The 19,940-nt window shown below is 67.9% G+C and carries 22 protein-coding genes; 17 read left to right on the top strand and 5 right to left on the bottom strand.

Going from position 1 to position 19,940, the window contains the following annotated elements:
• Positions 1 to 362: 362 nt before the first annotated feature.
• Positions 363 to 1,406, bottom strand: coding sequence for a M23 family metallopeptidase (locus GD1_RS14860; RefSeq protein WP_244882752.1), 1,044 nt, complete (start codon positions 1,404 to 1,406; stop codon positions 363 to 365).
• A 423-nt stretch (positions 1,407 to 1,829) separates the two neighbouring features.
• Here GD1_RS14860 and sucC point away from each other — a divergent pair, with 423 nt between their 5' ends.
• Complete coding sequence (gene sucC / locus GD1_RS14855; RefSeq protein ID WP_020790868.1) at positions 1,830 to 2,993, top strand: ADP-forming succinate--CoA ligase subunit beta; 1,164 nt, start codon at positions 1,830 to 1,832, stop codon at positions 2,991 to 2,993.
• 10 nt (positions 2,994 to 3,003) lie between these two features.
• Complete coding sequence (gene sucD, locus GD1_RS14850) at positions 3,004 to 3,906, top strand: succinate--CoA ligase subunit alpha (RefSeq protein ID WP_020790863.1); 903 nt, start codon at positions 3,004 to 3,006, stop codon at positions 3,904 to 3,906.
• A gap of 98 nt (positions 3,907 to 4,004) precedes the next feature.
• On the opposite strand, the gene GD1_RS14845 is transcribed toward sucD, so the two are convergent.
• Complete coding sequence (locus GD1_RS14845; RefSeq protein WP_020790869.1) at positions 4,005 to 4,466, bottom strand: SRPBCC family protein; 462 nt, start codon at positions 4,464 to 4,466, stop codon at positions 4,005 to 4,007.
• A gap of 152 nt (positions 4,467 to 4,618) precedes the next feature.
• On the opposite strand from GD1_RS14845, the gene GD1_RS14840 reads away from it, so the two are divergent.
• From GD1_RS14840 to GD1_RS14830, 3 genes are read left to right on the top strand one after another with little or no spacing between them, the layout of a single operon-like run.
• Complete coding sequence (locus tag GD1_RS14840) at positions 4,619 to 4,993, top strand: ArsR/SmtB family transcription factor (RefSeq protein ID WP_053776897.1); 375 nt, start codon at positions 4,619 to 4,621, stop codon at positions 4,991 to 4,993.
• Complete coding sequence (arsB, locus tag GD1_RS14835) at positions 4,990 to 6,111, top strand: ACR3 family arsenite efflux transporter (protein WP_244882750.1); 1,122 nt, start codon at positions 4,990 to 4,992, stop codon at positions 6,109 to 6,111. The genes GD1_RS14840 and arsB overlap by 4 nt, the downstream gene beginning before the upstream one ends.
• Entirely contained in the window at positions 6,101 to 6,544 is a 444-nt protein-coding gene (locus GD1_RS14830) for an arsenate-mycothiol transferase ArsC (RefSeq protein ID WP_059037855.1), read from the top strand. Before arsB ends, GD1_RS14830 begins: the two co-directional genes overlap by 11 nt.
• 7 nt (positions 6,545 to 6,551) lie before the next feature.
• Here the strand turns inward: GD1_RS14830 and GD1_RS14825 are convergent, their stop codons facing one another.
• Positions 6,552 to 7,034 carry an ArsI/CadI family heavy metal resistance metalloenzyme gene (locus tag GD1_RS14825; protein WP_059037854.1) on the bottom strand — a complete coding sequence of 161 codons (483 nt, stop codon included), beginning with the start codon at positions 7,032 to 7,034 and terminating at the stop codon, positions 6,552 to 6,554.
• A gap of 94 nt (positions 7,035 to 7,128) precedes the next feature.
• Here GD1_RS14825 and GD1_RS14820 point away from each other — a divergent pair, with 94 nt between their 5' ends.
• Positions 7,129 to 7,482, top strand: a complete 354-nt coding sequence (locus GD1_RS14820; protein ID WP_020792730.1) for an Rv2640c family ArsR-like transcriptional regulator — start codon at positions 7,129 to 7,131, stop codon at positions 7,480 to 7,482.
• Positions 7,483 to 7,510: 28 nt separating this feature from the next.
• Here GD1_RS14820 and GD1_RS14815 read toward each other — a convergent pair whose 3' ends face one another.
• A complete protein-coding gene (locus tag GD1_RS14815; RefSeq protein ID WP_059037852.1) occupies positions 7,511 to 8,755 on the bottom strand; it encodes an alpha/beta hydrolase family protein in 1,245 nt (414 codons plus the stop codon).
• A gap of 330 nt (positions 8,756 to 9,085) precedes the next feature.
• Between GD1_RS14815 and GD1_RS14810 the strand changes: the two genes are divergently transcribed.
• Entirely contained in the window at positions 9,086 to 10,405 is a 1,320-nt protein-coding gene (locus GD1_RS14810) for a diacylglycerol/lipid kinase family protein (protein ID WP_059037873.1), read from the top strand.
• A 3-nt stretch (positions 10,406 to 10,408) separates the two neighbouring features.
• On the opposite strand, the gene GD1_RS14805 is transcribed toward GD1_RS14810, so the two are convergent.
• Positions 10,409 to 12,049 carry an MFS transporter gene (locus GD1_RS14805; protein ID WP_059037850.1) on the bottom strand — a complete coding sequence of 547 codons (1,641 nt, stop codon included), beginning with the start codon at positions 12,047 to 12,049 and terminating at the stop codon, positions 10,409 to 10,411.
• 129 nt (positions 12,050 to 12,178) lie between these two features.
• Here GD1_RS14805 and GD1_RS14800 point away from each other — a divergent pair, with 129 nt between their 5' ends.
• The 10 genes from GD1_RS14800 to GD1_RS14755 all read left to right on the top strand — a co-directional run bounded on the left by GD1_RS14800 (position 12,179) and on the right by GD1_RS14755 (position 19,906).
• Entirely contained in the window at positions 12,179 to 12,859 is a 681-nt protein-coding gene (locus tag GD1_RS14800) for a hypothetical protein (protein ID WP_020792895.1), read from the top strand.
• The gene (locus GD1_RS14795) at positions 12,852 to 13,334 is read left to right on the top strand and encodes an RDD family protein (protein ID WP_059037848.1); all 483 of its coding nucleotides are present in this window, start codon (positions 12,852 to 12,854) and stop codon (positions 13,332 to 13,334) included. The genes GD1_RS14800 and GD1_RS14795 overlap by 8 nt, the downstream gene beginning before the upstream one ends.
• The gene (locus tag GD1_RS14790) at positions 13,331 to 14,836 is read left to right on the top strand and encodes a carboxyl transferase domain-containing protein (protein WP_059037846.1); all 1,506 of its coding nucleotides are present in this window, start codon (positions 13,331 to 13,333) and stop codon (positions 14,834 to 14,836) included. Before GD1_RS14795 ends, GD1_RS14790 begins: the two co-directional genes overlap by 4 nt.
• Positions 14,833 to 15,228 (top strand): NUDIX hydrolase, encoded by a 396-nt coding sequence (locus GD1_RS14785; protein WP_059037844.1) that lies wholly within the window; start codon positions 14,833 to 14,835, stop codon positions 15,226 to 15,228. Before GD1_RS14790 ends, GD1_RS14785 begins: the two co-directional genes overlap by 4 nt.
• A gap of 47 nt (positions 15,229 to 15,275) precedes the next feature.
• On the top strand, positions 15,276 to 15,722 hold the full coding sequence (locus tag GD1_RS14780) for a hypothetical protein (RefSeq protein WP_157079492.1): 447 nt from the start codon (positions 15,276 to 15,278) through the stop codon (positions 15,720 to 15,722).
• A 172-nt stretch (positions 15,723 to 15,894) separates the two neighbouring features.
• Positions 15,895 to 16,764, top strand: coding sequence for a MetQ/NlpA family ABC transporter substrate-binding protein (locus tag GD1_RS14775; protein ID WP_059037871.1), 870 nt, complete (start codon positions 15,895 to 15,897; stop codon positions 16,762 to 16,764).
• Complete coding sequence (locus tag GD1_RS14770; RefSeq protein ID WP_059037840.1) at positions 16,754 to 17,815, top strand: methionine ABC transporter ATP-binding protein; 1,062 nt, start codon at positions 16,754 to 16,756, stop codon at positions 17,813 to 17,815. Before GD1_RS14775 ends, GD1_RS14770 begins: the two co-directional genes overlap by 11 nt.
• Positions 17,812 to 18,513 (top strand): methionine ABC transporter permease, encoded by a 702-nt coding sequence (locus tag GD1_RS14765; RefSeq protein WP_053776891.1) that lies wholly within the window; start codon positions 17,812 to 17,814, stop codon positions 18,511 to 18,513. The genes GD1_RS14770 and GD1_RS14765 overlap by 4 nt, the downstream gene beginning before the upstream one ends.
• 31 nt (positions 18,514 to 18,544) lie before the next feature.
• Positions 18,545 to 19,165, top strand: coding sequence for a nitroreductase family protein (locus GD1_RS14760; RefSeq protein ID WP_020792824.1), 621 nt, complete (start codon positions 18,545 to 18,547; stop codon positions 19,163 to 19,165).
• Between the two features lie 60 nt (positions 19,166 to 19,225).
• A complete protein-coding gene (locus GD1_RS14755) occupies positions 19,226 to 19,906 on the top strand; it encodes a TetR/AcrR family transcriptional regulator (protein WP_059037869.1) in 681 nt (226 codons plus the stop codon).
• The last annotated feature ends 34 nt before the right edge of the window (positions 19,907 to 19,940 follow it).

Below are 19,940 nucleotides of genomic sequence, written 5' to 3'. Positions count from 1 at the left end.
TGAGCCGGGACCGAGCGGAGCGAGGACCCGTGTCGAAACCTCTGTCAGCTGACGTCGGATGTGGTTGCGGACAAGTGTGTGTCACGGGGTTTCGACGGCCGGTCGGCCTCGCTGCGCGAGGTCGTCCTGCTCAACCATCGAGAGGGGTTGCGGCGCACAGTGGTTGTGGCGCACGGTGGTTGAGCCGGGACCGAGCGGAGCGAGGACCCGTGTCGAAACCTCTGTCGGCCGACGTCGGATGTGGTTGCGCACATGTGTGTGTCATCGGGTTTCGACGGCCGGTCGGCCTCGCTGGGCGGGGTCGTCCTGCTCAACCATCGAGAGGGGTTGCGGTGCCGACCATCGGTCAGCCGAGGCCGGGCTTATCCGCCGTACGACGGCAGTTTGATGCCGTGAGTGGCGAGCCAGGGTGCCGGGTCGATCTTGGTGACACCGTTCTTCCACACCTCGAAGTGCAGGTGCGGTCCGGTGGAGAAGCCCTCGTTGCCGACCAGGGCGATGGTCTGCCCGGCGGTCACGTGCTGGCCTTTCTGGACCAGCACACCGGAGGAGGACATGTGGCCGTACATGGTGACGGTGCCGTCGTCGGCGCGTACCTGTACCCAGTTGCCGTAGCCCGACGCGGGACCGGCGTTGATCACGACACCATCGGTGACGGCGTGGATCGGGGTGCCCAGGGGGCAGGCGAGGTCGATGCCGCCGTGGAAGCTGCCCCAGCGGTTGGCGAACAGCGAGGTGAATGCGCAACCGGGCTTGGAGAAGTCGATCGGGGTGGCGAACAGCGGGCGGCTGGCGGCGGCCTCGCGGGCGGCCTCGGCGGCTGCGAGCTGCTTGCCGACGACCAGCTGGTCGCTGTACATGCTGGTGTCCTGGTCCGACGCCGACATCGCGACGCCCGGGCCGGTGTCGACGGCCGGTGCGGCGTCGCCGACATTGGCTGCCGGAACCGGTGCGCCGGTGGGGGTGTTGTCGGAGGTGCCGACATGTGCGGCGGCGGCGAGTGCGGCACCTGCGGCCACGGCGACGAGCGCGGCACGTCCGCCACGCAGTGCGTGCGGCGGTGCGGCGATGCGGTGTTTGCCGCGCGACCGGACGGGTGCGCCTGCGGAACGTCGGGTGAAGTCGAACTCGGGGGTCTCGGTGACCTCGCCGACGTGCTCGTCGGGCTCGGTGTAGGTGTCGAGGTGTGCGCCGTCGACATCGAACGGGGCCTCGTGGCGGTACCGATCGAATTCACCCTCGGGGATCAGGATGTCCTGGGTGATCTCGGCGGTGGGTGTCCGGCGGCGGGTCGACCAGTCGTCGTTGTCCCAGTCGTAGCGCTCGTCGACCTCATCGGTGATGACAGGGATGATGGTGGTCAGCTCTTCGGCGCCCGGGTATCCACGTCCCGCCAAGTCGTTCACCTCATCTCGTTCGTGCGCTTCGGGGCCGGCGTTGGCGGGACCTGTGATCCGGGTCGGAACCCGGCGTCTGGTGGTCCGTGACGACCCGCGACTGCATGCCGACGGTAACGAAATGATTGCGGCAAGTCCAACGTTCAGACGGCGAAATGGCCTAAGTTGTGAGTTGAGTCACAGAATGGTGACAGTCCTCGTACTGGTGGCAATCGACACTATTCTATGGCAAATTCTCGGCATTTCGGGGCGAGATCGGGGCCGAAATGCCGCCTGACCGGCGAGTAAGGTGCCGTATCGCCTGCCGAGCGAGTGATCTGTCGCACAAGGATCGGAGGTTCTGTCAAGGCGATCGGGGGGCAGGTTTAAAGTCCGATATGGCCCGCGTTACATCCACCGAGGGCCGGCAAAATCTACGAGATGGTGAGCTGAATGGATCTCTTCGAATACCAGGCGAAGGAACTGTTCGCCAAGCATGGGGTTCCCACCACACCCGGGCGGGTGACCGACACTGCCGCCGACGCACGGGCGATCGCCGAAGAAATCGGCAAGCCTGTGATGATCAAGGCACAGGTCAAGACCGGCGGACGTGGCAAGGCAGGCGGCGTGAAGTTCGCCGCAACCCCTGACGACGCGCAGACCCACGCCGAAAACATCCTTGGTCTCGACATCAAGGGTCACATCGTCAAGAAGCTGCTGGTGGCCGAGGCTAGCGACATCGCGGAGGAGTACTACATCTCCTTCCTGCTCGATCGCGCCAACCGCACCTACCTGGCCATGTGCTCGGTCGAGGGCGGCATGGAGATCGAAGAGGTCGCCGCGACCAAGCCCGAGCGTCTGGCCAAGGTCGCCGTCGACGCCGTGAAGGGTGTCGATCTGGCGTTCGCGCGCTCCATCGCCGAGCAGGGTCACCTGCCCGCCGAGGTGCTCGACGCCGCAGCCGTGACCATCCAGAAGCTCTGGGAGGTCTTCGTCGCCGAGGACGCACTGCTGGTCGAGGTGAACCCGCTGGTGCGCACCCCTGACGATCAGATCCTGGCCCTCGACGGCAAGGTCTCGCTCGACGCCAACGCCGACTTCCGTCAGCCCGGCCACGAGGAGTTCGAGGATCGCGACGCGACCGATCCCCTGGAGCTCAAGGCCAAGGAGAACGACCTCAACTACGTCAAGCTCGACGGTGAGGTCGGCATCATCGGCAACGGTGCAGGTCTGGTCATGTCGACCCTGGACGTCGTCGCCTACGCCGGTGAGAACCACGGTGGCGTCAAGCCCGCGAACTTCCTCGACATCGGTGGCGGCGCCTCGGCCGAGGTCATGGCCGCAGGCCTGGACGTCATCCTGAACGACGAGCAGGTCAAGAGCGTCTTCGTGAACGTCTTCGGTGGCATCACCGCCTGTGACGCTGTCGCCAACGGCATCGTGGGTGCGCTCGCCAAGCTCGGCGACGAGGCCAACAAGCCGCTCGTCGTGCGTCTCGACGGCAACAAGGTCGAAGAAGGCCGCAAGATCCTCGCCGATGCCAACCACCCGCTGGTGACGCTCGCCGAGACCATGGACTCCGGCGCCGACAAGGCCGCCGAACTGGCGAGCAAGTGAGGTAGAGCCAATGTCGATCTTCCTGAACAAGGACAACAAGGTCATCGTCCAGGGCATCACCGGCGGTGAGGGAACCAAGCACACCGCCCTGATGCTCAAGGCCGGCACCAACGTCGTGGGCGGCGTCAACGCCCGCAAGGCCGGCACCACCGTGTCGCACGTCGACGCCGACGGCAACGCCGTCGAGCTGCCGGTGTTCGCCTCGGTCGCCGAGGCCATGAAGGAGACCGGGGCCGACACCTCGATCGCCTTCGTCCCGCCGAAGTTCTCCAAGGACGCCATCATCGAGGCCATCGACGCGGAGATCCCGCTGCTCGTGGTCATCACCGAGGGCATCCCGGTGCAGGACTCCGCGTACGCGTGGGCCTACAACGTCGAGAAGGGCGCCAAGACCCGCATCATCGGCCCGAACTGCCCCGGCATCATCACCCCGGGTGAGGCACTGGTCGGCATCACGCCGAACAACATCACCGGCAAGGGCCCGATCGGACTGGTCTCCAAGTCCGGCACCCTGACCTACCAGATGATGTACGAGCTGCGTGACCTCGGCTTCTCCACCGCCATCGGCATCGGCGGCGACCCGGTCATCGGTACCACCCACATCGACGCCATCGAGGCGTTCGAGAAGGACCCGGAGACCAAGCTGATCGTCATGATCGGTGAGATCGGTGGCGACGCCGAGGAGCGTGCCGCCGACTACATCCAGGCCAACGTCTCCAAGCCGGTCGTCGGCTACGTCGCGGGCTTCACCGCGCCGGAGGGCAAGACCATGGGCCACGCCGGCGCCATCGTGTCCGGCAGCTCGGGCACCGCGCAGGCCAAGAAGGAAGCCCTCGAGGCCGCGGGCGTGAAGGTCGGCAAGACGCCGTCCGAGACCGCCAAGCTGGCTCGCGAGCTCTTCGACAAGCTCTGACACCAGACCCGTAGATCGAGAACTCCCACCCACCCCGCGATCCGGGGTCGGTGGGAGTTCTTGTCTGTCCAGGGGGTCGGGCTCGGCGGTGCGCGCGTCTACCGGGTCGTGGTGTCCGCGAGCCGGCTCAGTCCCTTCTCGAAGTCCTTGCCGAGGATCCGGTCGAACAGTCCCAGTGGGGCGGCGATCCGGCTGAACACCGAGTGGTCGCCGGTCATCGTCCAGGTGACCACCGAGGTGCCGTCGTGTTCGGCGATGTCGAAGGTGCTGGTGCTCGTCGAACGCATCGGCTTCTCGAAGCGGACGCGGATCGAGACGCGTGACGGTTGGGTCGCGTCCACGACCTCCATCTCACCGGCGCCGGCCTTACGGTTGCCCGACCACGCATACCGGGCGCCGGGCCCCTGCTCGGCGCCGGAGTACGTGCGCTGCAGCGCGGGGTCGAGATCCTCCCACGGGGACCAGTCGACCCAGCGATGGAGATCGACGATGTGCGGGTAGATCCGGGCGGCGGGTGCGGCGATCGTGGTACTTCGGGTCACGCGGTAGGTGCCGGACATGACTGCTCCTTGACGGTGTGGTGTGGTGTCCGAGGTATCGACTCGACCGGTCCTCAGAACTCATCGGTACCCGGGAACCGCCGACCCGCGTCCTCCATTGTCGCCACCGGGCTCTGGCCCGGCGCTGTATCGGTGTCTGTCAATATAGACATATGTCGATACATGACCCGGCGGCGTGCTGTGCTCCCTTGTCCTCCGAGCCGCTGTCGGCGGCCGACGCGGCGATGCTGACGCCACTGTTCAAGGCGCTCGCCGATCCGGTGCGGCTGCGGTTGCTGAGCTCGGTTGCCAGTCACGTCGGCGGTGAGGCGTGTGTCTGCGATATATCGTCCGGTGTCGATGTCACGCAGCCGACGATCTCCCATCATCTGCGAGTGCTGCGCGAAGCGGGGCTTCTCGAGTCCGAGCGTCGTGGGACATGGGTGTACTACCGGGTTGTTCCGTCTGTGCTGCAACGACTCTCGTCGTTCTTTCTGATCGATCATGAGGCGTCGATGATCGGATCAGTCTGTGAGGACGGGCGGTGACGGGCGCTTCGGCGGTGGCCGCCGGTCGTGATGCCGTCGTCGGGAAGCTGTCGGTACTCGACCGGTTCCTGCCGGTGTGGATCGGTGTGGCGATGGTTGTCGGCCTCGGTCTGGGGCGGCTGGTGCCCGGTGTGGACACGGCGATCTCTGCGGTCTCCGTGGACGGGATCTCGCTGCCGATCGCGATCGGACTGCTGGTGATGATGTATCCGGTGTTGGCGAAGGTTCGCTACGACCGACTCGACACCGTCACCGGTGACCGCAGACTCCTGGTCTGCTCGCTGTTGCTGAACTGGATCGTCGGACCGGCGGTGATGTTCGCGCTGGCCTGGCTGATGCTGCCCGACCTGCCGGAGTACCGGACCGGGCTGATCATCGTCGGGCTGGCCAGGTGCATCGCGATGGTGATCATCTGGAACGACCTCGCGTGCGGGGACCGCGAGGCCGCCGCTGTACTGGTGGCGATCAATTCGGTGTTCCAGGTGATCATGTTCGCGGTGCTCGGCTGGTTCTATCTGTCGGTGTTGCCCGGCCGGCTCGGACTGGATCAGACCACCATCGACACCTCGCCGTGGGAGATCGCGAAATCGGTGCTGGTCTTTCTCGGAATCCCGCTTCTCGCAGGGTTCCTCACCCGGCGCATCGGGGAGAGGGTCAAGGGGCGCAGCTGGTATGAGTCGACCCTGCTGCCGCGCCTCGGGCCGTGGGCACTGTATGGGTTGTTGTTCACGATCGTGATCCTGTTCGTCCTCCAGGGCCATCAGATCACCTCCCGCCCGTGGGACGTCGCGCGGATCGCGCTGCCGCTGCTGGCGTACTTCGCGATCATGTGGGGCGGCGGATACCTGATCGGTGCGCTGGCGGGGATGGGCTACGAGCGGACCACGACCTTGGCGTTCACCGCGGCCGGCAACAACTTCGAGCTGGCGATCGCGGTGGCCATCGGCACGTACGGGGTGAGTTCGGGACAGGCGCTCGCCGGTGTGGTCGGCCCCCTGATCGAGGTCCCGGTGCTGGTCGGTCTCGTCTATGTGTCGTTGGCGCTGCGTTCCCGGTTTCCTGTCGCGGCAGGTCGGGGCGCCCAGGAGACGAGCGGAGGAGCCGCCGATGCACGGTGAGGAGACGGCGACCGCGGTGCCGAAGGTGTTGTTCGTGTGTGTGAGCAATCGCGGGAAATCAGTGATGGCCGAAGGGCTTTCCCGACAGCACGCGACGGTGTTCGAGGCGTCGTCGGCAGGAACGATCGCGAAGGTGGACGACACGGTCAATGCGATGTCGGCAGAGGTTCTCGCCGAGGTGGGCGTCGACATCTACGGCCACCGGCCCCGACAACTCACCGACGACATGATGCGTGCGGCGGACCTGGTGGTCGCGATCGGTACCGCGGCCCGGATCGATCCACCCGACGGGGTGCGGGTCGAGGTGTGGGACACCGACGAGCCGTCGGTGTGTGGCATCGACGGCGTCGAGCGGATGCGGCTGATCCGCGACGACATCGCCGCCCGGATCAGCGCCTTGGCCGCCTGTCTGGGTACCGACGTCTCGTCCTGAACCTCGGTCAGCAGCAGGCGGGCGGCGTGGCCGATGCTTGCTCGGCGGCGGCGCCACCGCCGCAACACGATGTCGCTGTGGCCGATTGGTCGGTGGCGAACTGGTTCCGGCCGACGCCGAACGACTCCGAGTCGGCCAGCACCGTGTAGATCTCCCACTTCTCCTGGTCCGGCCCGGTGGCCCACACCTTGTCCTGGGTGGCGAAGCAACAGGTCGTGCCGATCTCTTCCTCGGTGAGCAATCCCGCCTGCGACAGTCGGATGATCTCGGCATACACCGAGTCGGAGGACTCGACCTCCACGCCCAGGTGGTTGATCGACCCGCCCTTGCCGGGATTCTCCATCAGCACCAGCTTCACCGGCGGGTCCGAGACCACGAAGTTCGCGTATCCGGGCTTGAGTTTTGCCGGTTCGACGGCGAACAGCGACGAGTAGAACCGCACCGCGGCATCCAGGTCGTCGACGTTGAGGGCCAACTGCAGACGAGACATCCCAACCTCCAGGTATGTGACATATGTCGAATCACCGACGCCTCCGGTGTACGTACCTTTGCGACATATGTCAAATGGTCGGTAAGGTGGGAACATGCCCAAGGCGCTGCCCGTCATCGATCTGTCCGCACCGGTGTGTTGTGCGCCGGTCTCGGCTGCGCCGCTCGACGACGCGGCGGCGCTGGAGATAGCGTTGCGGCTCAAGGCGCTTGCCGATCCGGTACGCCTGCGGCTGATGTCGATCCTGCTGACCTCCGACCAGGGGCAGATGTGCACGTGTGATCTGGCGTCTGCGGTGGGCGTGGCGGAGTCGACGACCAGCCATCATCTGGGGCAACTCCGCAAGGCGGGGATGGTGAGCTCGCGGCGACAGGGGATGAACGTGTATCACGCGGCGAACGCGGAGGCGTTGGACGCGTTGCGGTCCACGTTGGTGACCTGCTGCTAGACAGCGACCCCGGTGTTTCGCTGCGGGCTCATCGGTGTGCGTCCCGGGTCGTGGCCGCGGGCCGGACCCCGGCGGCCAGGGTCTCGTCGAGCCAGTCATACACCGTCGCGTCCCAGGCCATCTGGCCGAGTCCGCCGCAATGGCCCGAGATCCCGGTGGCCGGGTCGGGGTCGACATAGACGCTCCCGGGTGCGGTGAGTGCGTCGAACAGCATCCGTCCGTGTCCGCCCACCGGATCGCCGAAGGACTCCACGATCATCGTGGGACAGGCGATCTCGTGGATGCGGTCGGTGAGCGTGAACTTCCGGAGCTCGGCGAAGTAGTCCGCGATGGCGGTGAGACCGTGGCAGGCCATCCGGGATCCGAAGAACTCGGCCCGCTCGCGGCTGATCCTGGTCAGTGCGGTCATCAGCGGCGCCGCCACCCGGCCTCGCCATCCCACCGGGATCTTCGCCCCCATGTCGGGTTGCGCGGGATCGCACACCAATGCCGCCACCCGCGGCTCTCCGGCCACCCCGCGTGGGGCCAGATATCCGGCGAATGACCGGCCGACGACGGCGATCCGTGCGGTGTCCACATCGGGCACCTCGACCAGCCAGTCGACGATCTGGGACAACACCACCTCGTAGTCGGGGCGGAAGTAGAGGCGATCGACCACCAGTGACGCTCCCTGCCCGGGGCCCTCGACGCTGAGCACGGTGTATCCGCGCGCGAGTGCCCCCTGCGCAAAGCCCCACCCGGATTCGGCGGTCGAGTCGTAGCCGCACGGCATCACGATCGTCGGCCGCCGCCGGCCCTCGGTCTCGGGACCGGGCCGGAACATCCATGCGTGAACACCCACGCGCACACCGTTGTCCGCCGCATACGGGATGGTGACGGCCTCGGCGACGACGGGACTGCCGGTGTGCCCGAGCAACTCCATCGCCTGGGCGAAGGTGTGGGCGTGTGCCTGATAGGCATCGCGCAGACGCTGGTCGTCGAGATCGGAACGGAGGAAGAAGTAGGCCTGCCGGTAGTACTCGCTCGCCCGCAGGTAGGCCTGCTGGGCCGAGACCAGATGCCCTGCGACGTGGGCACGTTCGGCGATGTCGCGCAGCGACTCGGCCCGATCCAGCCAGTGCCGGTGCCACCGTTCGGGTCGGTAGCGGTTGCCGATGGCGCGGGCCGTCGTGAACGCCTCACCGAGATCGGCGGCGCCGACCGCGGCGGCCTGCAGGGTGCGCATGAACTGTCCGTCGAACTCTTCGTCGGCGAATGTCAGTCGGTCGTTCATGGTGTTCTCCTCGGATGTGACCGGTGGTGAAGCGTGAGGTACGCCCCGGGGCGCGCAGGTCACCTGGATGGCGCGCGGTGCGGGGCCGTCGAGAGCGCGGCGCCGCGCCGGTGAGGCGACGACGAGACCGCCGAGTGCAGGATCTCGGTCACCGCGGCTCCTCGGTGACCCGGTCGCGGGATCGGTTGTTCGGTTCGAGTCTAGACAGCGGCGGTGGCCGGCGGAGGCGTCTTGGCCGGTCGTTCGGGGTGCGTAGGAGATCGGCTGCGGGACACCGGTGCCGTCGTCAACCGCCTCGTGTCCCGGTGCCGCACGCAGTACCGTGACCGGATGGCAGAGGAGTTGCCGTCGACCCGGAACGATCCGCGCCGACGCTGGGCGGCACGGGCATCGTTGCTGATCCTGGGTGGGATCGGGGTGTTCCTGATCGCCGTGGCCGGGGCGTGGGGTGCGATCGGTCTGCTGGTGATCACCGTGATCTGTGCGGTGGTGGCGATCTGTGCGGCATTCTGGTTCGTGACTCGCGGCGGTGTGTTGCGTTGGGCCGCAGCTTTTCTCGTTGTTGTCGCGATCGGCGTCGTGGGAGTGGCGTTCATCTGGACGGGCCTGCTCGTCGAGGTGATCGCCGCCGCGGCGGCGGGCGTGGTCGCAGTGGTCTGCGCGCGCTGTGCCCTGCGCGTCGACACCGTGCCGGGAATGCCGGAACTACCGGCCGCAGCCGTCGGGCATCCGTTCCTGATCATGAACCCGCACTCGGGTGACGGCAAGGTGGAGAAATTCGATCTGGTGCGCCGAGCCGAGGAACTCGGAGCCGAGGTGGCACTGCTCGAGGGCCCCGGCGTGCAGGACGTGACCCGGTTGGCCCGCGATGCCCTCGCCCGCGGCGCGGATCTGCTCGGCGTGGCCGGTGGGGACGGCACGCAGGCGCTGGTGGCGGGCGTGGCCGCCGACCACGGGGTGCCGTTCATGGTGATCACCGCGGGGACCCGCAACCATTTCGCGGCCGACCTGGGCCTCGACCGGGACGACCCGGCGCGATGCCTCGACGCACTGACCGACGGTGTGGAACTCCGCGTCGATCTGGGGCGCATCAACGGCCGTCGCTTCGTCAACAACGCATCGTTCGGCGTCTATGCGGAGATCGTGGAATCCGACGGCTACCGCGACGCCAAGACGAGCACCGCGATCACGATGCTGCCCGACCTGGTGGCCGACGACCGCACCGATCTGGTCGTGCGGGCCGGCGACTCGGTGATCACCGGCCCGCACGCGATCCTGGTGAGCAACAATCCCTATGGGCGGGGCGGTCCGGTCGCGATGACCCGCCGCGACCGCCTCGACACCGGCGTGCTCGGTGTGATCACCGTGTCGGTCACCGGTGCCCGCACCGCGTTGGGGATCTTCGGCGCCCGGCACACCGAGGACATCACCCGGCATGCTGCGGGCACGGTGGTGGTCGACGGGGACGGGGCGACGATCCCGGTGGGTGTCGACGGTGAGGCGCTGGAACTCCGGACGCCGGTGCGGTGCGAGATCGAACCCGGCGTCCTGCGGGTCCGCGTTCCCCGTGAGCGCCCGGGCGTCACACCGGTCACACACCTGCAGTGGCGTCGGCTGTGGCGGGTCGCCTGGCCCCGTGCGCGGTCGTGAGCGTCACGGGTCCTGATCGTCGTCGGAGCGGCCCTTGCCCGCAGTCGGGGTGGACGGCGCTCCCGGTGCCCGTTGCGGGATGCGTCCGGTACCGAACAGTGCTGCGATCGCCAGCAGGGCCGACACACTCAGCGCCACCCGCAGGGCCATCAGCCGGGAATCGGCGTTCACCTCGACGATCGCGTCGGCCGCCGAACCCGTGACCCCGGCCTCGGCCAACGACTCGTGCAACTGGGTGGTGGAGACGAACGGCACCCCGGACGCCAGTTCGGTGGTGGCCTGCTCGGCGACCGAGGCGGGGACGGCGGGATTGTCGTCGATCCCGGAGAGCACCGAGGAGGTCAGGGTGGCGATCAGTACCGAGCCGATCAGTGCGGTACCGAGTGACGCGCCGAGATTGGTTGCGGTGTTCTGCAATCCGCCGACCTCGGTGCTGTGGTCGTCGTCGACCGCCGACACCGTGACCGCACCGAGCTGCGACGACAACGCCCCGAGTCCGAGCCCGAGGAAGAGCATCGGGACGAGCACGACCGCGGCGTTCGCGCCGGGATCGATCCCGGCCACCAGCAGTCCCACCCCGATCACCATCGAGAACAGGCCGAGACGGATCACCCGCCGGGGACTCGCCTGCGGCCAGAGCTTCGGGATTCCGATGGCGGCCGCGATGAGCGCGATCGACAGCGGGAGGATGCGTACGCCCGTACCCAATGCGCTCAGTTCCAGGACCACCGACAGGAACAGCGGGACGGTGAAGAACACCCCGGCCTGAACGGTGAACTGGGCGAAGAACATCGTCAGGCCACCGGTCAGCTGCCGATTGCGCAGCAGGCTCACGTCGACCAGCGGTTCCCGGCCGGTCTCGGTGAGATGGGCCTGCCGATGCACGAATCCGTACATCACCACCATGCCGACGCCGACCAGCCAGATCGTCGGCGACACCCGGAGGATCTCCGGCCCGCCCGGCGTGGGCCGCACCCACCCCCATTCGCCCGAACGCAGCACACCGAAGACGATCATGCCGAGGCCGATGATCGACGCGAGCGCGCTGATCACGTCGAGGTGTCCCGGTGTGGGTGGGGTGTCGACGACGGTCCGCAGGGCGAGCAGGATCACGACGACCACCACCACCTCGCCGACGAACACCCACCGCCACGAGGCGAAGGTGGTCAGCGTGCCACCGAGCAAGGGGCCCACCGCCACGGCCATCGCGCCGGCGGCGGCCACCAGACCGTAAGCGGCGGTGCGTCCTTCGGCCCCGACATTGGAGGCCACCAAGGACACGATGGCCGGCATGATCAGCGCCGCACCGATGCCCTCGAGCAGGGACCAGCCGAGCAACAGGACGGGCAGGTTCGGTGCCAGCGCCGTGATCAGCGACCCGGCGCCGTAGATCACCAGCCCGACACCGAAGGCGCGGCGTCGCCCGATCATCCCGCCGATCTTGCCGCCGGTGATCATCAGCGTCGCCATCACCAGGGTGTAGAGGGTGATCGCGGTCTGTACGCCGGTGATCGTGGTGCCGACGTCCTCGGCGACGGTCGCCATCGACACGTTCATCACCGAGCTGTCGAGGGTCATGAGGAACTGCCCGGCGGCCAGCACCATCACGACGAAGCCCGAATTGCGTGCGGTACTCGTGGTCATGCGACTCACCCCGTCCTGGTCGGCAGACGCCCCAGTATGTGCCTGCCGCCGCGTCTGGCGCAGGAGAACGCTCGTGTGCCGGCATCCGAACCCGACCGTCGGACCTGACACCCGTGAGATACTTTCTCGGTGAACGACCAGCGCTCGCGGGGACCGGTGGCGGCCCTGCTCGGACTCCCCGGCCAGATCGCCGGGGCGGCCGTGGCCATGACGCAGGAATCCTTGACGGTCACCATCCGCACCGTCGTCGAGACCTTCACCCGATCGATCGACATGACCTCCCTGATCGTCGACAACATCGACCTCGACCGGGTGATCGGCGCCGTCGACCTGAACGCCGTACTCGCGGGGGTCGATCTGGACGCGCTGCTGGCGAGGCTCGACCTCGACGCGCTGCTCACACAGATCGATCTGGATGCGCTGATCGGGCGTCTCGACCTCGGCCTGATCGTCGACGCCCTCGACATCGACGCCATCATCGGCAAGGTCGACGTGGGTGCGATCATCGACCGGGTCGACATCGCGGCGATCATCGACCGGGTCGACGTCGACGACATCGTCGCACGGGTGAGCATCGACGAGATCATCGCGCGGATCGATCTGATCGGTCTGGCCGACGACATCATCGACGGGGTGGACCTGCCGAGCATCATCCGCGACGCCAGTACCTCGGTGACCTCGGATGTGGTGGAGGACGTACGCGGCACCAGTGAACGTGCCGACGATGCGGTCGCCGATCTGGTCAACCGGATCCTGCGGCGCAAGGTGGCGCAGGCGCGTGCCGAGGCGCTGGAGCCCACCGATGGCTGAGTCGCGGCATGTGCCTTCCGAACATCATGCGGCCCACCATGTACCACCCCGCGACACCGATCGCACCGCCGGTGTGGTGAGCCGGGTGATGGCTGGGTTCATCGACCTGCTCGTGGTGGTCACGATCATGACGATGTTCTACCTCGGTGCGCTGCTGGCGCGGCTGATCATCCAGGTGCACGCCTTCACTCTTCCCAACGTGAACTACTTCTTCACCGCCGGTGGGTTCATCGGGATCTCGGTGGTGTACCTGACCTCGTGCTGGGCGGTCTCGGGCCGGACACTCGGCGACGTGGTGATGGGACTGCGGCTGGTGAGCCGGAAAGGCAAACCGCGCGTGCGGTTTCCGGTCGCACTGCTGCGGGCCCTGCTGTGCGTGTTCTTCTCCGTGGGCCTGCTGTGGGTGGCCGTGGACCGCCGACGCCGCTCGCTGGCCGACCTGATCGTACGGACCCGGGTGGTGTACTCGCGGTGACCGCGGCACGGCTGTCGGCGGTGGAGCTGATCACGGCGGTGGTCGACGACGGCACCTGGCGGTCGTGGGACGACCCCGGTGCGGTTGCCGCGGTGACCGATCGGCCCTATGCCGAAGATCTGCGGCGGGCCGCGGAGAAGTCCGGCGGGGACGAGTCGGTTCGTACCGGACGGGCCGAGATCGACGGTGTGCCCGCGGTTCTCGTCGTCGGGGACTTCTCCTTTCTCGGCGGGTCGATCGGCCGGGCCGCCGGCCATCGGATCACCACCGCGATCCGTCGGGCCACCGCCGACCGGCTACCGGTACTCGCGTTCCCGTGTTCGGGCGGCACCCGCATGCAGGAGGGCACCCCGGCATTCCTGGAGATGGCCGCGATCAGTGCCGCGGTACTCGACCACCGGGCCGCCCATCTGCCGTACCTGGTGTATCTGCGCCACCCCACCACCGGCGGGGTGTTCGCTTCGTGGGGATCTCTCGGGCAGGTCACATGGGCCGAACCGGATGCGCTCGTGGGCTTTCTGGGTCCCCGGGTGGTGCAGGGACTGACCGGGGAACCGGTACCGGCGGGGGTGCAGCGATCGGAGAACCTGCTCCGGCATGCGCTGGTGGACGCGGTGGTACCGACCGCCGAGGTGCGCGCACGGCTCGCACAGGTGCTGGGACTGCTGGCCGGACCGGCGGATCCGCGGGTGCCGGAACCTGCCGCAGAGCGCATTGTGGTTGCGGAATCCGCTGTGGTGGAATCTGTGGCGGCGCAGTCGCCCGCCCGGGGTGCGGGGTCGGCATGGGCGGCGGTCACCGCCACGCGACTCCCCGGACGCCCAGGCGTCCGTGCGCTGCTGGCCGGGGGTCAGACCGCGATCCTCGCCGACGACGGACCGATCCTGCTGGCGCTGAGCCGATTCGGTTCCCACACCGCGGTCGTGATCGGACAGGACGCCGAGGTGCAGCGGGCGGGGCGGGCGATCGGACCCGCGGACCTGCGCCTGGCCCGGCGCGGACTCGCCCTGGCGAAGGATCTGCGGCTGCCCGTGGTCACCGTGATCGACACCTCCGGCGCCGAACTGTCGGCGGATGCCGAAGAGCAGGGGGTGGCCCGGGAGATCGCCTGGTGTACGGCCGAACTCGTCGCACTACCCACCCCGACGGTGTCGGTACTGGCCGGTCAGGGGGCCGGGGGAGCGGCGCTCGCGTTGTTTCCCGCCGATCACCGGATTGCCGCCGACGATGCGTGGCTGGCGCCGCTACCACCCGAAGGCGCCAGTCTGATCGTGCATCACGACACCGGTCACGCCGCCGAACTGGCCGCACGCCAACACATTCTGGCCACCGAACTCGCCGGTGTCGGGGTGATCGACACGGTGGTGCCGGCCGCCGGGCTGCGCGCGGCGATCGGCCAGGCGCTGTCGGACATCGCGGCGCCGTTGCCGACAGCCCGGATTCGGCTGCCGGAGAGGAACAACGGCGGGCACCGGCCACCGCGTAAGGGGATGGGCAGATGACCCGCCGTATCCTCGCCGTCGGTGCGATCGTGCGCGACGACGCCGGGCGGTTCCTGTTGGTTCAGCGGGCGCGGGACCCGCAGGCCGGGTGCTGGACGGTCCCCGGCGGCAAGGTGGAGCCGGCGGAGACGCTGGAGCAGGCGGTGATCCGTGAGATCGCCGAGGAGACCGGAGTCGACATCGAGGTGGGCCGGCGGGTGTGGGTGGTCGACATCCCCGACGGCGACGACGTGGTCTTCGAGGTCCATGACTTCCTGGCCACCCCGCTGGGCACCGACGTCACCGCCGCGGACGACGCCGCCGACGCCGGATGGTTCACCCCCGACGAGATGCGCGCGCTACCTCTGACCACCGGCCTGATCGAGCACCTCGATCGTCACGGACTGTTGTGACGACGGTAGGATTCGCCGGCGACGTTGCGGCAGGGAAGAGGGCGGACATGGGTGTGACACGAACGGGTACGGCACGTCGGGGCCACTGGGCGCGCCGGGGCGCGATGCTGCTGGTGGCGGCGGGTATGGCCGGTGCGGTGGCAGCCTGCGGGAGTTCCGACGACGGGAGCGCTGCGTCGTCGGAGTCGTCGTCGGTGGCGGTGCCCGCATCGGGTGCCCTGTCGGGACAGTGGCGTGGTGACTGGCAGGTCGACGGCAAGACCACAGAGGCGCACCTGCTCGTCGTCGGCGACGATCCGTTCCTCGCGACCCTCGACGTCCAGGGTGCGTGCGGCGCCACCTGGACGCAGAAGTCCCGCGACGGTGACACCGTGACCGTGGACACCACCGTCACCTACGGTCAGTGCAGGTCACAGCCGTGGACACTGACCGTCGGCCCCACGACCATCACCGCCACCGACGGGCAGACCTCGGTCGAGTTCACCCGGAGCTGACCGGCCTGCCGGTGTTCGGGGACTTTCGCTCGCCGGGATTCAAACCCCGACGAGCCGAGTCGGTGCAGGTCGGGGCGGTGACCGGCCCGGGGGAGGCCGACGGGTGGTTCGGTGACCGGCCCCGGCAGGGCTAGCGTCCGAGATGTCGTCATCCGACTCCTTGGAGGTCATCGTGCGTTCGCGCATTCTCGCAGTCCTGCTCATGGTGGTGTTCGCCGGAACCCTGCTCACCGCATGTGGCAGGGACGATTCGTCGACGATCAAGATCGGTGTCGCCGACGCCTCCGAGTCGTACTGGAAGGTGTTCACCGAGAAGGCATCCGCCCAGGGGATCGACGTGAAGCTGGTCAACTTCACCGACTACAACCAGCCGAATCCCGCACTGGCCGAGGGCGAGTTGGATCTCAACGAGTTCCAGCACCTGCTGTACCTGGCCACCTACAACGTCAAGAACAACCAGGACCTGGTGCCGATCGGCGCCACCGCGGTCTACCCGCTGCCGTTGTACTCCAAGCGCTACCAGGCCGTCGCCGACATCCCGCAGGGTGCCCAGGTGGTCATCCCCAACGACCCCACCAACCAGGCCCGCGGACTGCTGGTGCTCGAGCAGGCCGGACTGATCACGCTGACCACACCGGGCAGCCCCTTCTCCACCCTCGCCGACATCGACCAGAGCCGATCCAAGGTCAAGGTCGTCGCCGTCGACGCCGGGCAGACCGCGGCCAACCTGGACTCCGTGGCCGCGGCGATCGTGAACAACAACTACGCCACCTCGGCAGGTCTGACGGCCAAGGAGGTCATCGCCTCCGACGACCCGAACGCCCCTGCCGCGCGCCCCTACATCAACGCCTTCGTCGCCCGTGCCGCCGACAAGGACAACCAGACCTACGCCAAGCTCGTGCAGATCTACCACGATCCCGAGGTCATCGCCGCGGTCAAGGAATCGCTGGGTGACGCCGGTGTGATCAAGGACAACCCGGCGTCGGAGCTGCAGCAGACCCTCACCGAGCTCGAGGCATCCGTCAAGGCAGATGGCTCCTGAGCGGCCGGGGGCGGTGGCCCCGTCCGACGGTGTGGCGATCGAATTCCAGGATGTCGGAAAGCGTTTCGGCAAGCACGCCGATCCGGTGCTCGACGGGGTCACGCTCCGGATCGGTGCCGGTGAGATCGTCGGCGTCATCGGGCCGTCGGGGGCCGGCAAGTCGACGCTGGCCCGTCTGATCAACGGACTCGAACGCCCCACCAGCGGAAGGGTTCTCGTACACGGCCGCGATCACGGCGGTGCACGCGAGAAGGAACTGAACGCACTGCGCACCCAGATCGGCATGATCTTCCAGCAGTTCAACCTGTTCAACTCCAGAACCGTGGAGGGCAACGTGGGTTTCGGGCTGCAGGTGGCTGGGGTGCCCGCGGCCCGGCGCCGCGAGCGGGTCGCCGAGTTGCTGGAATTCGTCGGGATCGCCGACAAGGCCAAGGCGTGGCCGGCCGCGTTGTCGGGTGGACAGAAGCAGCGCGTGGGCATCGCCCGGGCCCTGGCCACCTCGCCGTCGATCCTGATCGCCGACGAGGCGACCAGCGCCCTCGATCCGCAGACCACCACCGACACCCTGGAACTGTTGCGGCGCATCAACTCCGATCTGGGCACCACCATCGTGGTGATCACCCACGAGATGGATGTGGTCCGCGAGGTGTGCAGTCGGGTCGCGGTGCTCTCGGGCGGCCGGCTCGTCGATCACGGCGACGTGTACGACGTCTTCGACCGACCGAACTCGGAGGTGACCCGGGGACTCGTGCGGCATGCCGTCGCCGGAACTCCCGACGAGAAGCGGCTGGCCGTGCTGCGTGACCGCCACCCCGGCCGGCTCGTCACGGTGGACATCCGCGACACCCCCGACCAGCTCGATCTGCCCGCACTCGCGGTCCGCCACGGGGCGGCGGCGTCGGTGATCCACGGCGGCATCGTCGATCTGGGTGGCCGTCCCTTCGGTGCGTTGACCTATGAACTGACCGGTGACCCGGCCGGGGTGACCGAGGTACTCGCCGGAAGCCGTTCGGCGGCAGGCGTCGTCGTCCACGAGGCGGTGGCGTCATGAGCGCGACGACGGTGCTGGCCGCCGACAGCGGATTCCTGCGGGTCTTCGACGACGATCTGCGGCCGCTGCTGATCGAGGCGATCTGGGAGACCCTCGAACTGGTCGGCGTCACCCTGCTGATCGGTGGTCTGCTGGGCCTGGTGATCGGTGTGGTGCTGTATGCGACCAGTCCGGGGAATCTGTGGTCCAACACGTGGATCTTCAACGGGCTCAACGTGGTCGTCAACATCATCCGGCCCATTCCGTTCATCATCTTCATCACCGCGATCGCCCCGCTCACCAAGGCGGTGATGGGTACCCGGATCGGTACCGAGGCGGCGATCTTCCCGATGACCCTGATGGCGATGGTGGTGATCGGCCGCGTCGTCGAACAGAGCCTGGTGTCGGTCGATCCCGGGGTGGTCGAGGCCGCCCGGGCCGCCGGTGCGAGCAGGCTGCGCACGCTGGTCACCATCGTGGTGCCGGAGGGATTCGCCCCGCTGGTCCTGGGCTACACCTTCATCTTCGTCGCGATCGTCGACATGTCGGCGATGGCCGGCTATGTCGGCGGCGGCGGCCTCGGCGACTTCGCCTTCCAGTACGGCTACCAGCAGTTCGACTGGAAACTCACGGTGGTGGTGATCGCATTGCTGGTCATCCTGGTGCAGGTGGGGCAGTACTTTGGCAACTGGCTCGCCCGCCGGGCGCGCCACCGATGACCTGACGCAACGCTCTTCCCGAAGGAGTCCCATGGCCGAGCTCTTGCCCCTCGACCCCGACCAGCTGTTGACCACCACACGGTCGGTGCGTAAACGGCTCGACCTCGAACGCCCGGTGCCGCTCGAGATTGTGCGCGAGGCCCTCGAGGTGGCTTTGCAGGCGCCGACCGGCAGCAACAGCCAGACGTGGCACTGGATCGTGCTCACCGACCCGGAGCTCAAGCGGAAGGTCGGCGAGTACTACGCGCGCTCGTTCGCGGTGTACTCCCAGAACCAGGCGCCGCGTGACGAGACCGGTCAGCGGGTCGCGTCGAGCGCGCAGTACCTCGCCGACGTGATGGGGGAGGTGCCGGTCCTGGTGATCGGCGCGATCTACACCGGTGGCGATCTGCCCGCGGGCAACCAGTCCGGGGTGTGGGGGTCGCTGCTGCCCGGCGCGTGGAGCCTGTCGCTGGCATTGCGGGCCCGCGGCCTCGGTTCGGCATGGACGACGCTGCATCTCGCCTACGAGAAGGAGATCGCCGAGCTGCTCGGCATCCCGAAGGGAATCCACCAGGGTGTGTTGCTGCCGGTGGCCTACACCGTGGGCACCGACTTCAAACCCGCCGGCCGCAAACCGCTCGACGACGTGCTCCACATCGACGGCTGGTGATCGCCGGGCGGCCGATCCGAGCGGGCCGTCGGATCGGTGCCGGTAGAGTCCAAGATCACCATGTCCACCGCATCGAACTCCGCCGACGGCCCCGCGCCTGACACCACCGATCCGGCACGTCCGGTCACCAAGCGGTCGGCCGCGAAGGCCGCCCGTCGCGCCGAGCTGCTCACCGCGGCGGCCCGGCAGATGGCCGAGCGCGGATTCGCCGGGGTGCGGTTGGAGGACATCGGCGGTGCCGCGGGTGTCAGCGGTCCGGCGATGTACCGGCACTTCGCGTCGAAGGTCGAGTTGCTCGACGAGATGCTCCTCGACATCAGCCGCCGCCTGCACGACGGTGGGGCCGCGGTGGTCGATCAGGGTCTGCCCGCGGCGCAGACCCTCGACGCGCTGATCGCCTTCCACATCGATGTGCTGGTCACCAAACCGGATCTGATCGCCGTGCAGGACCGGGACCTGACGTCGATGACGCCCGCCGCCAATCACGAGGTGCGGCGACTGCAGCGGCTGTACGTCGAACGCTGGGTGGACGTGGTGCTGGCGCTGAGCGCCGAGAACGACGAGATCTCGCTGCACCGTGACGAGGCCCGGGTGCGGGTGCACGCCATGTTCGGCCTGCTCAACTCGTCCCCGAGGCTCCCCGCCTTCCCCGCCGATCGACTACGGGAGTTGCTGTCGGCGATGGCGCTCGCAGCTTTGCGTGTGCCGTCCGCCGGCATGAGTGAGAATCCCGATTGCTGATCGAGCCGGGACCCCATTTGCTGATTGAGCCGGG

The sequence above is a fragment of the Gordonia desulfuricans NBRC 100010 genome (assembly GCF_001485495.1).
Lineage (GTDB): Bacteria > Actinomycetota > Actinomycetes > Mycobacteriales > Mycobacteriaceae > Gordonia > Gordonia desulfuricans.
The sequence above is the reverse complement of the archived record's forward strand: the minus strand, read 5'-3'. Positions and strand labels throughout refer to the sequence as shown.

Coding starts and splice junctions, on each gene's coding strand:
- GD1_RS14765 (WP_053776891.1), top strand. CDS start 17,812: ATGAGCGCGACGACGGTGCTGGCCGCCGACAGCGGATTCCTGCGGGTC.
- sucC (WP_020790868.1), top strand. CDS start 1,830: ATGGATCTCTTCGAATACCAGGCGAAGGAACTGTTCGCCAAGCATGGG.
- GD1_RS14755 (WP_059037869.1), top strand. CDS start 19,226: ATGTCCACCGCATCGAACTCCGCCGACGGCCCCGCGCCTGACACCACC.
- GD1_RS14795 (WP_059037848.1), top strand. CDS start 12,852: ATGGCTGAGTCGCGGCATGTGCCTTCCGAACATCATGCGGCCCACCAT.
- GD1_RS14815 (WP_059037852.1), bottom strand. CDS start 8,755: ATGAACGACCGACTGACATTCGCCGACGAAGAGTTCGACGGACAGTTC.
- GD1_RS14760 (WP_020792824.1), top strand. CDS start 18,545: ATGGCCGAGCTCTTGCCCCTCGACCCCGACCAGCTGTTGACCACCACA.
- GD1_RS14845 (WP_020790869.1), bottom strand. CDS start 4,466: ATGTCCGGCACCTACCGCGTGACCCGAAGTACCACGATCGCCGCACCC.
- GD1_RS14820 (WP_020792730.1), top strand. CDS start 7,129: ATGCCCAAGGCGCTGCCCGTCATCGATCTGTCCGCACCGGTGTGTTGT.
- GD1_RS14785 (WP_059037844.1), top strand. CDS start 14,833: ATGACCCGCCGTATCCTCGCCGTCGGTGCGATCGTGCGCGACGACGCC.
- GD1_RS14780 (WP_157079492.1), top strand. CDS start 15,276: ATGGGTGTGACACGAACGGGTACGGCACGTCGGGGCCACTGGGCGCGC.
- GD1_RS14805 (WP_059037850.1), bottom strand. CDS start 12,049: ATGACCACGAGTACCGCACGCAATTCGGGCTTCGTCGTGATGGTGCTG.
- GD1_RS14840 (WP_053776897.1), top strand. CDS start 4,619: ATGTCGATACATGACCCGGCGGCGTGCTGTGCTCCCTTGTCCTCCGAG.
- sucD (WP_020790863.1), top strand. CDS start 3,004: ATGTCGATCTTCCTGAACAAGGACAACAAGGTCATCGTCCAGGGCATC.
- GD1_RS14770 (WP_059037840.1), top strand. CDS start 16,754: ATGGCTCCTGAGCGGCCGGGGGCGGTGGCCCCGTCCGACGGTGTGGCG.
- GD1_RS14830 (WP_059037855.1), top strand. CDS start 6,101: ATGCACGGTGAGGAGACGGCGACCGCGGTGCCGAAGGTGTTGTTCGTG.
- GD1_RS14825 (WP_059037854.1), bottom strand. CDS start 7,034: ATGTCTCGTCTGCAGTTGGCCCTCAACGTCGACGACCTGGATGCCGCG.
- GD1_RS14810 (WP_059037873.1), top strand. CDS start 9,086: ATGGCAGAGGAGTTGCCGTCGACCCGGAACGATCCGCGCCGACGCTGG.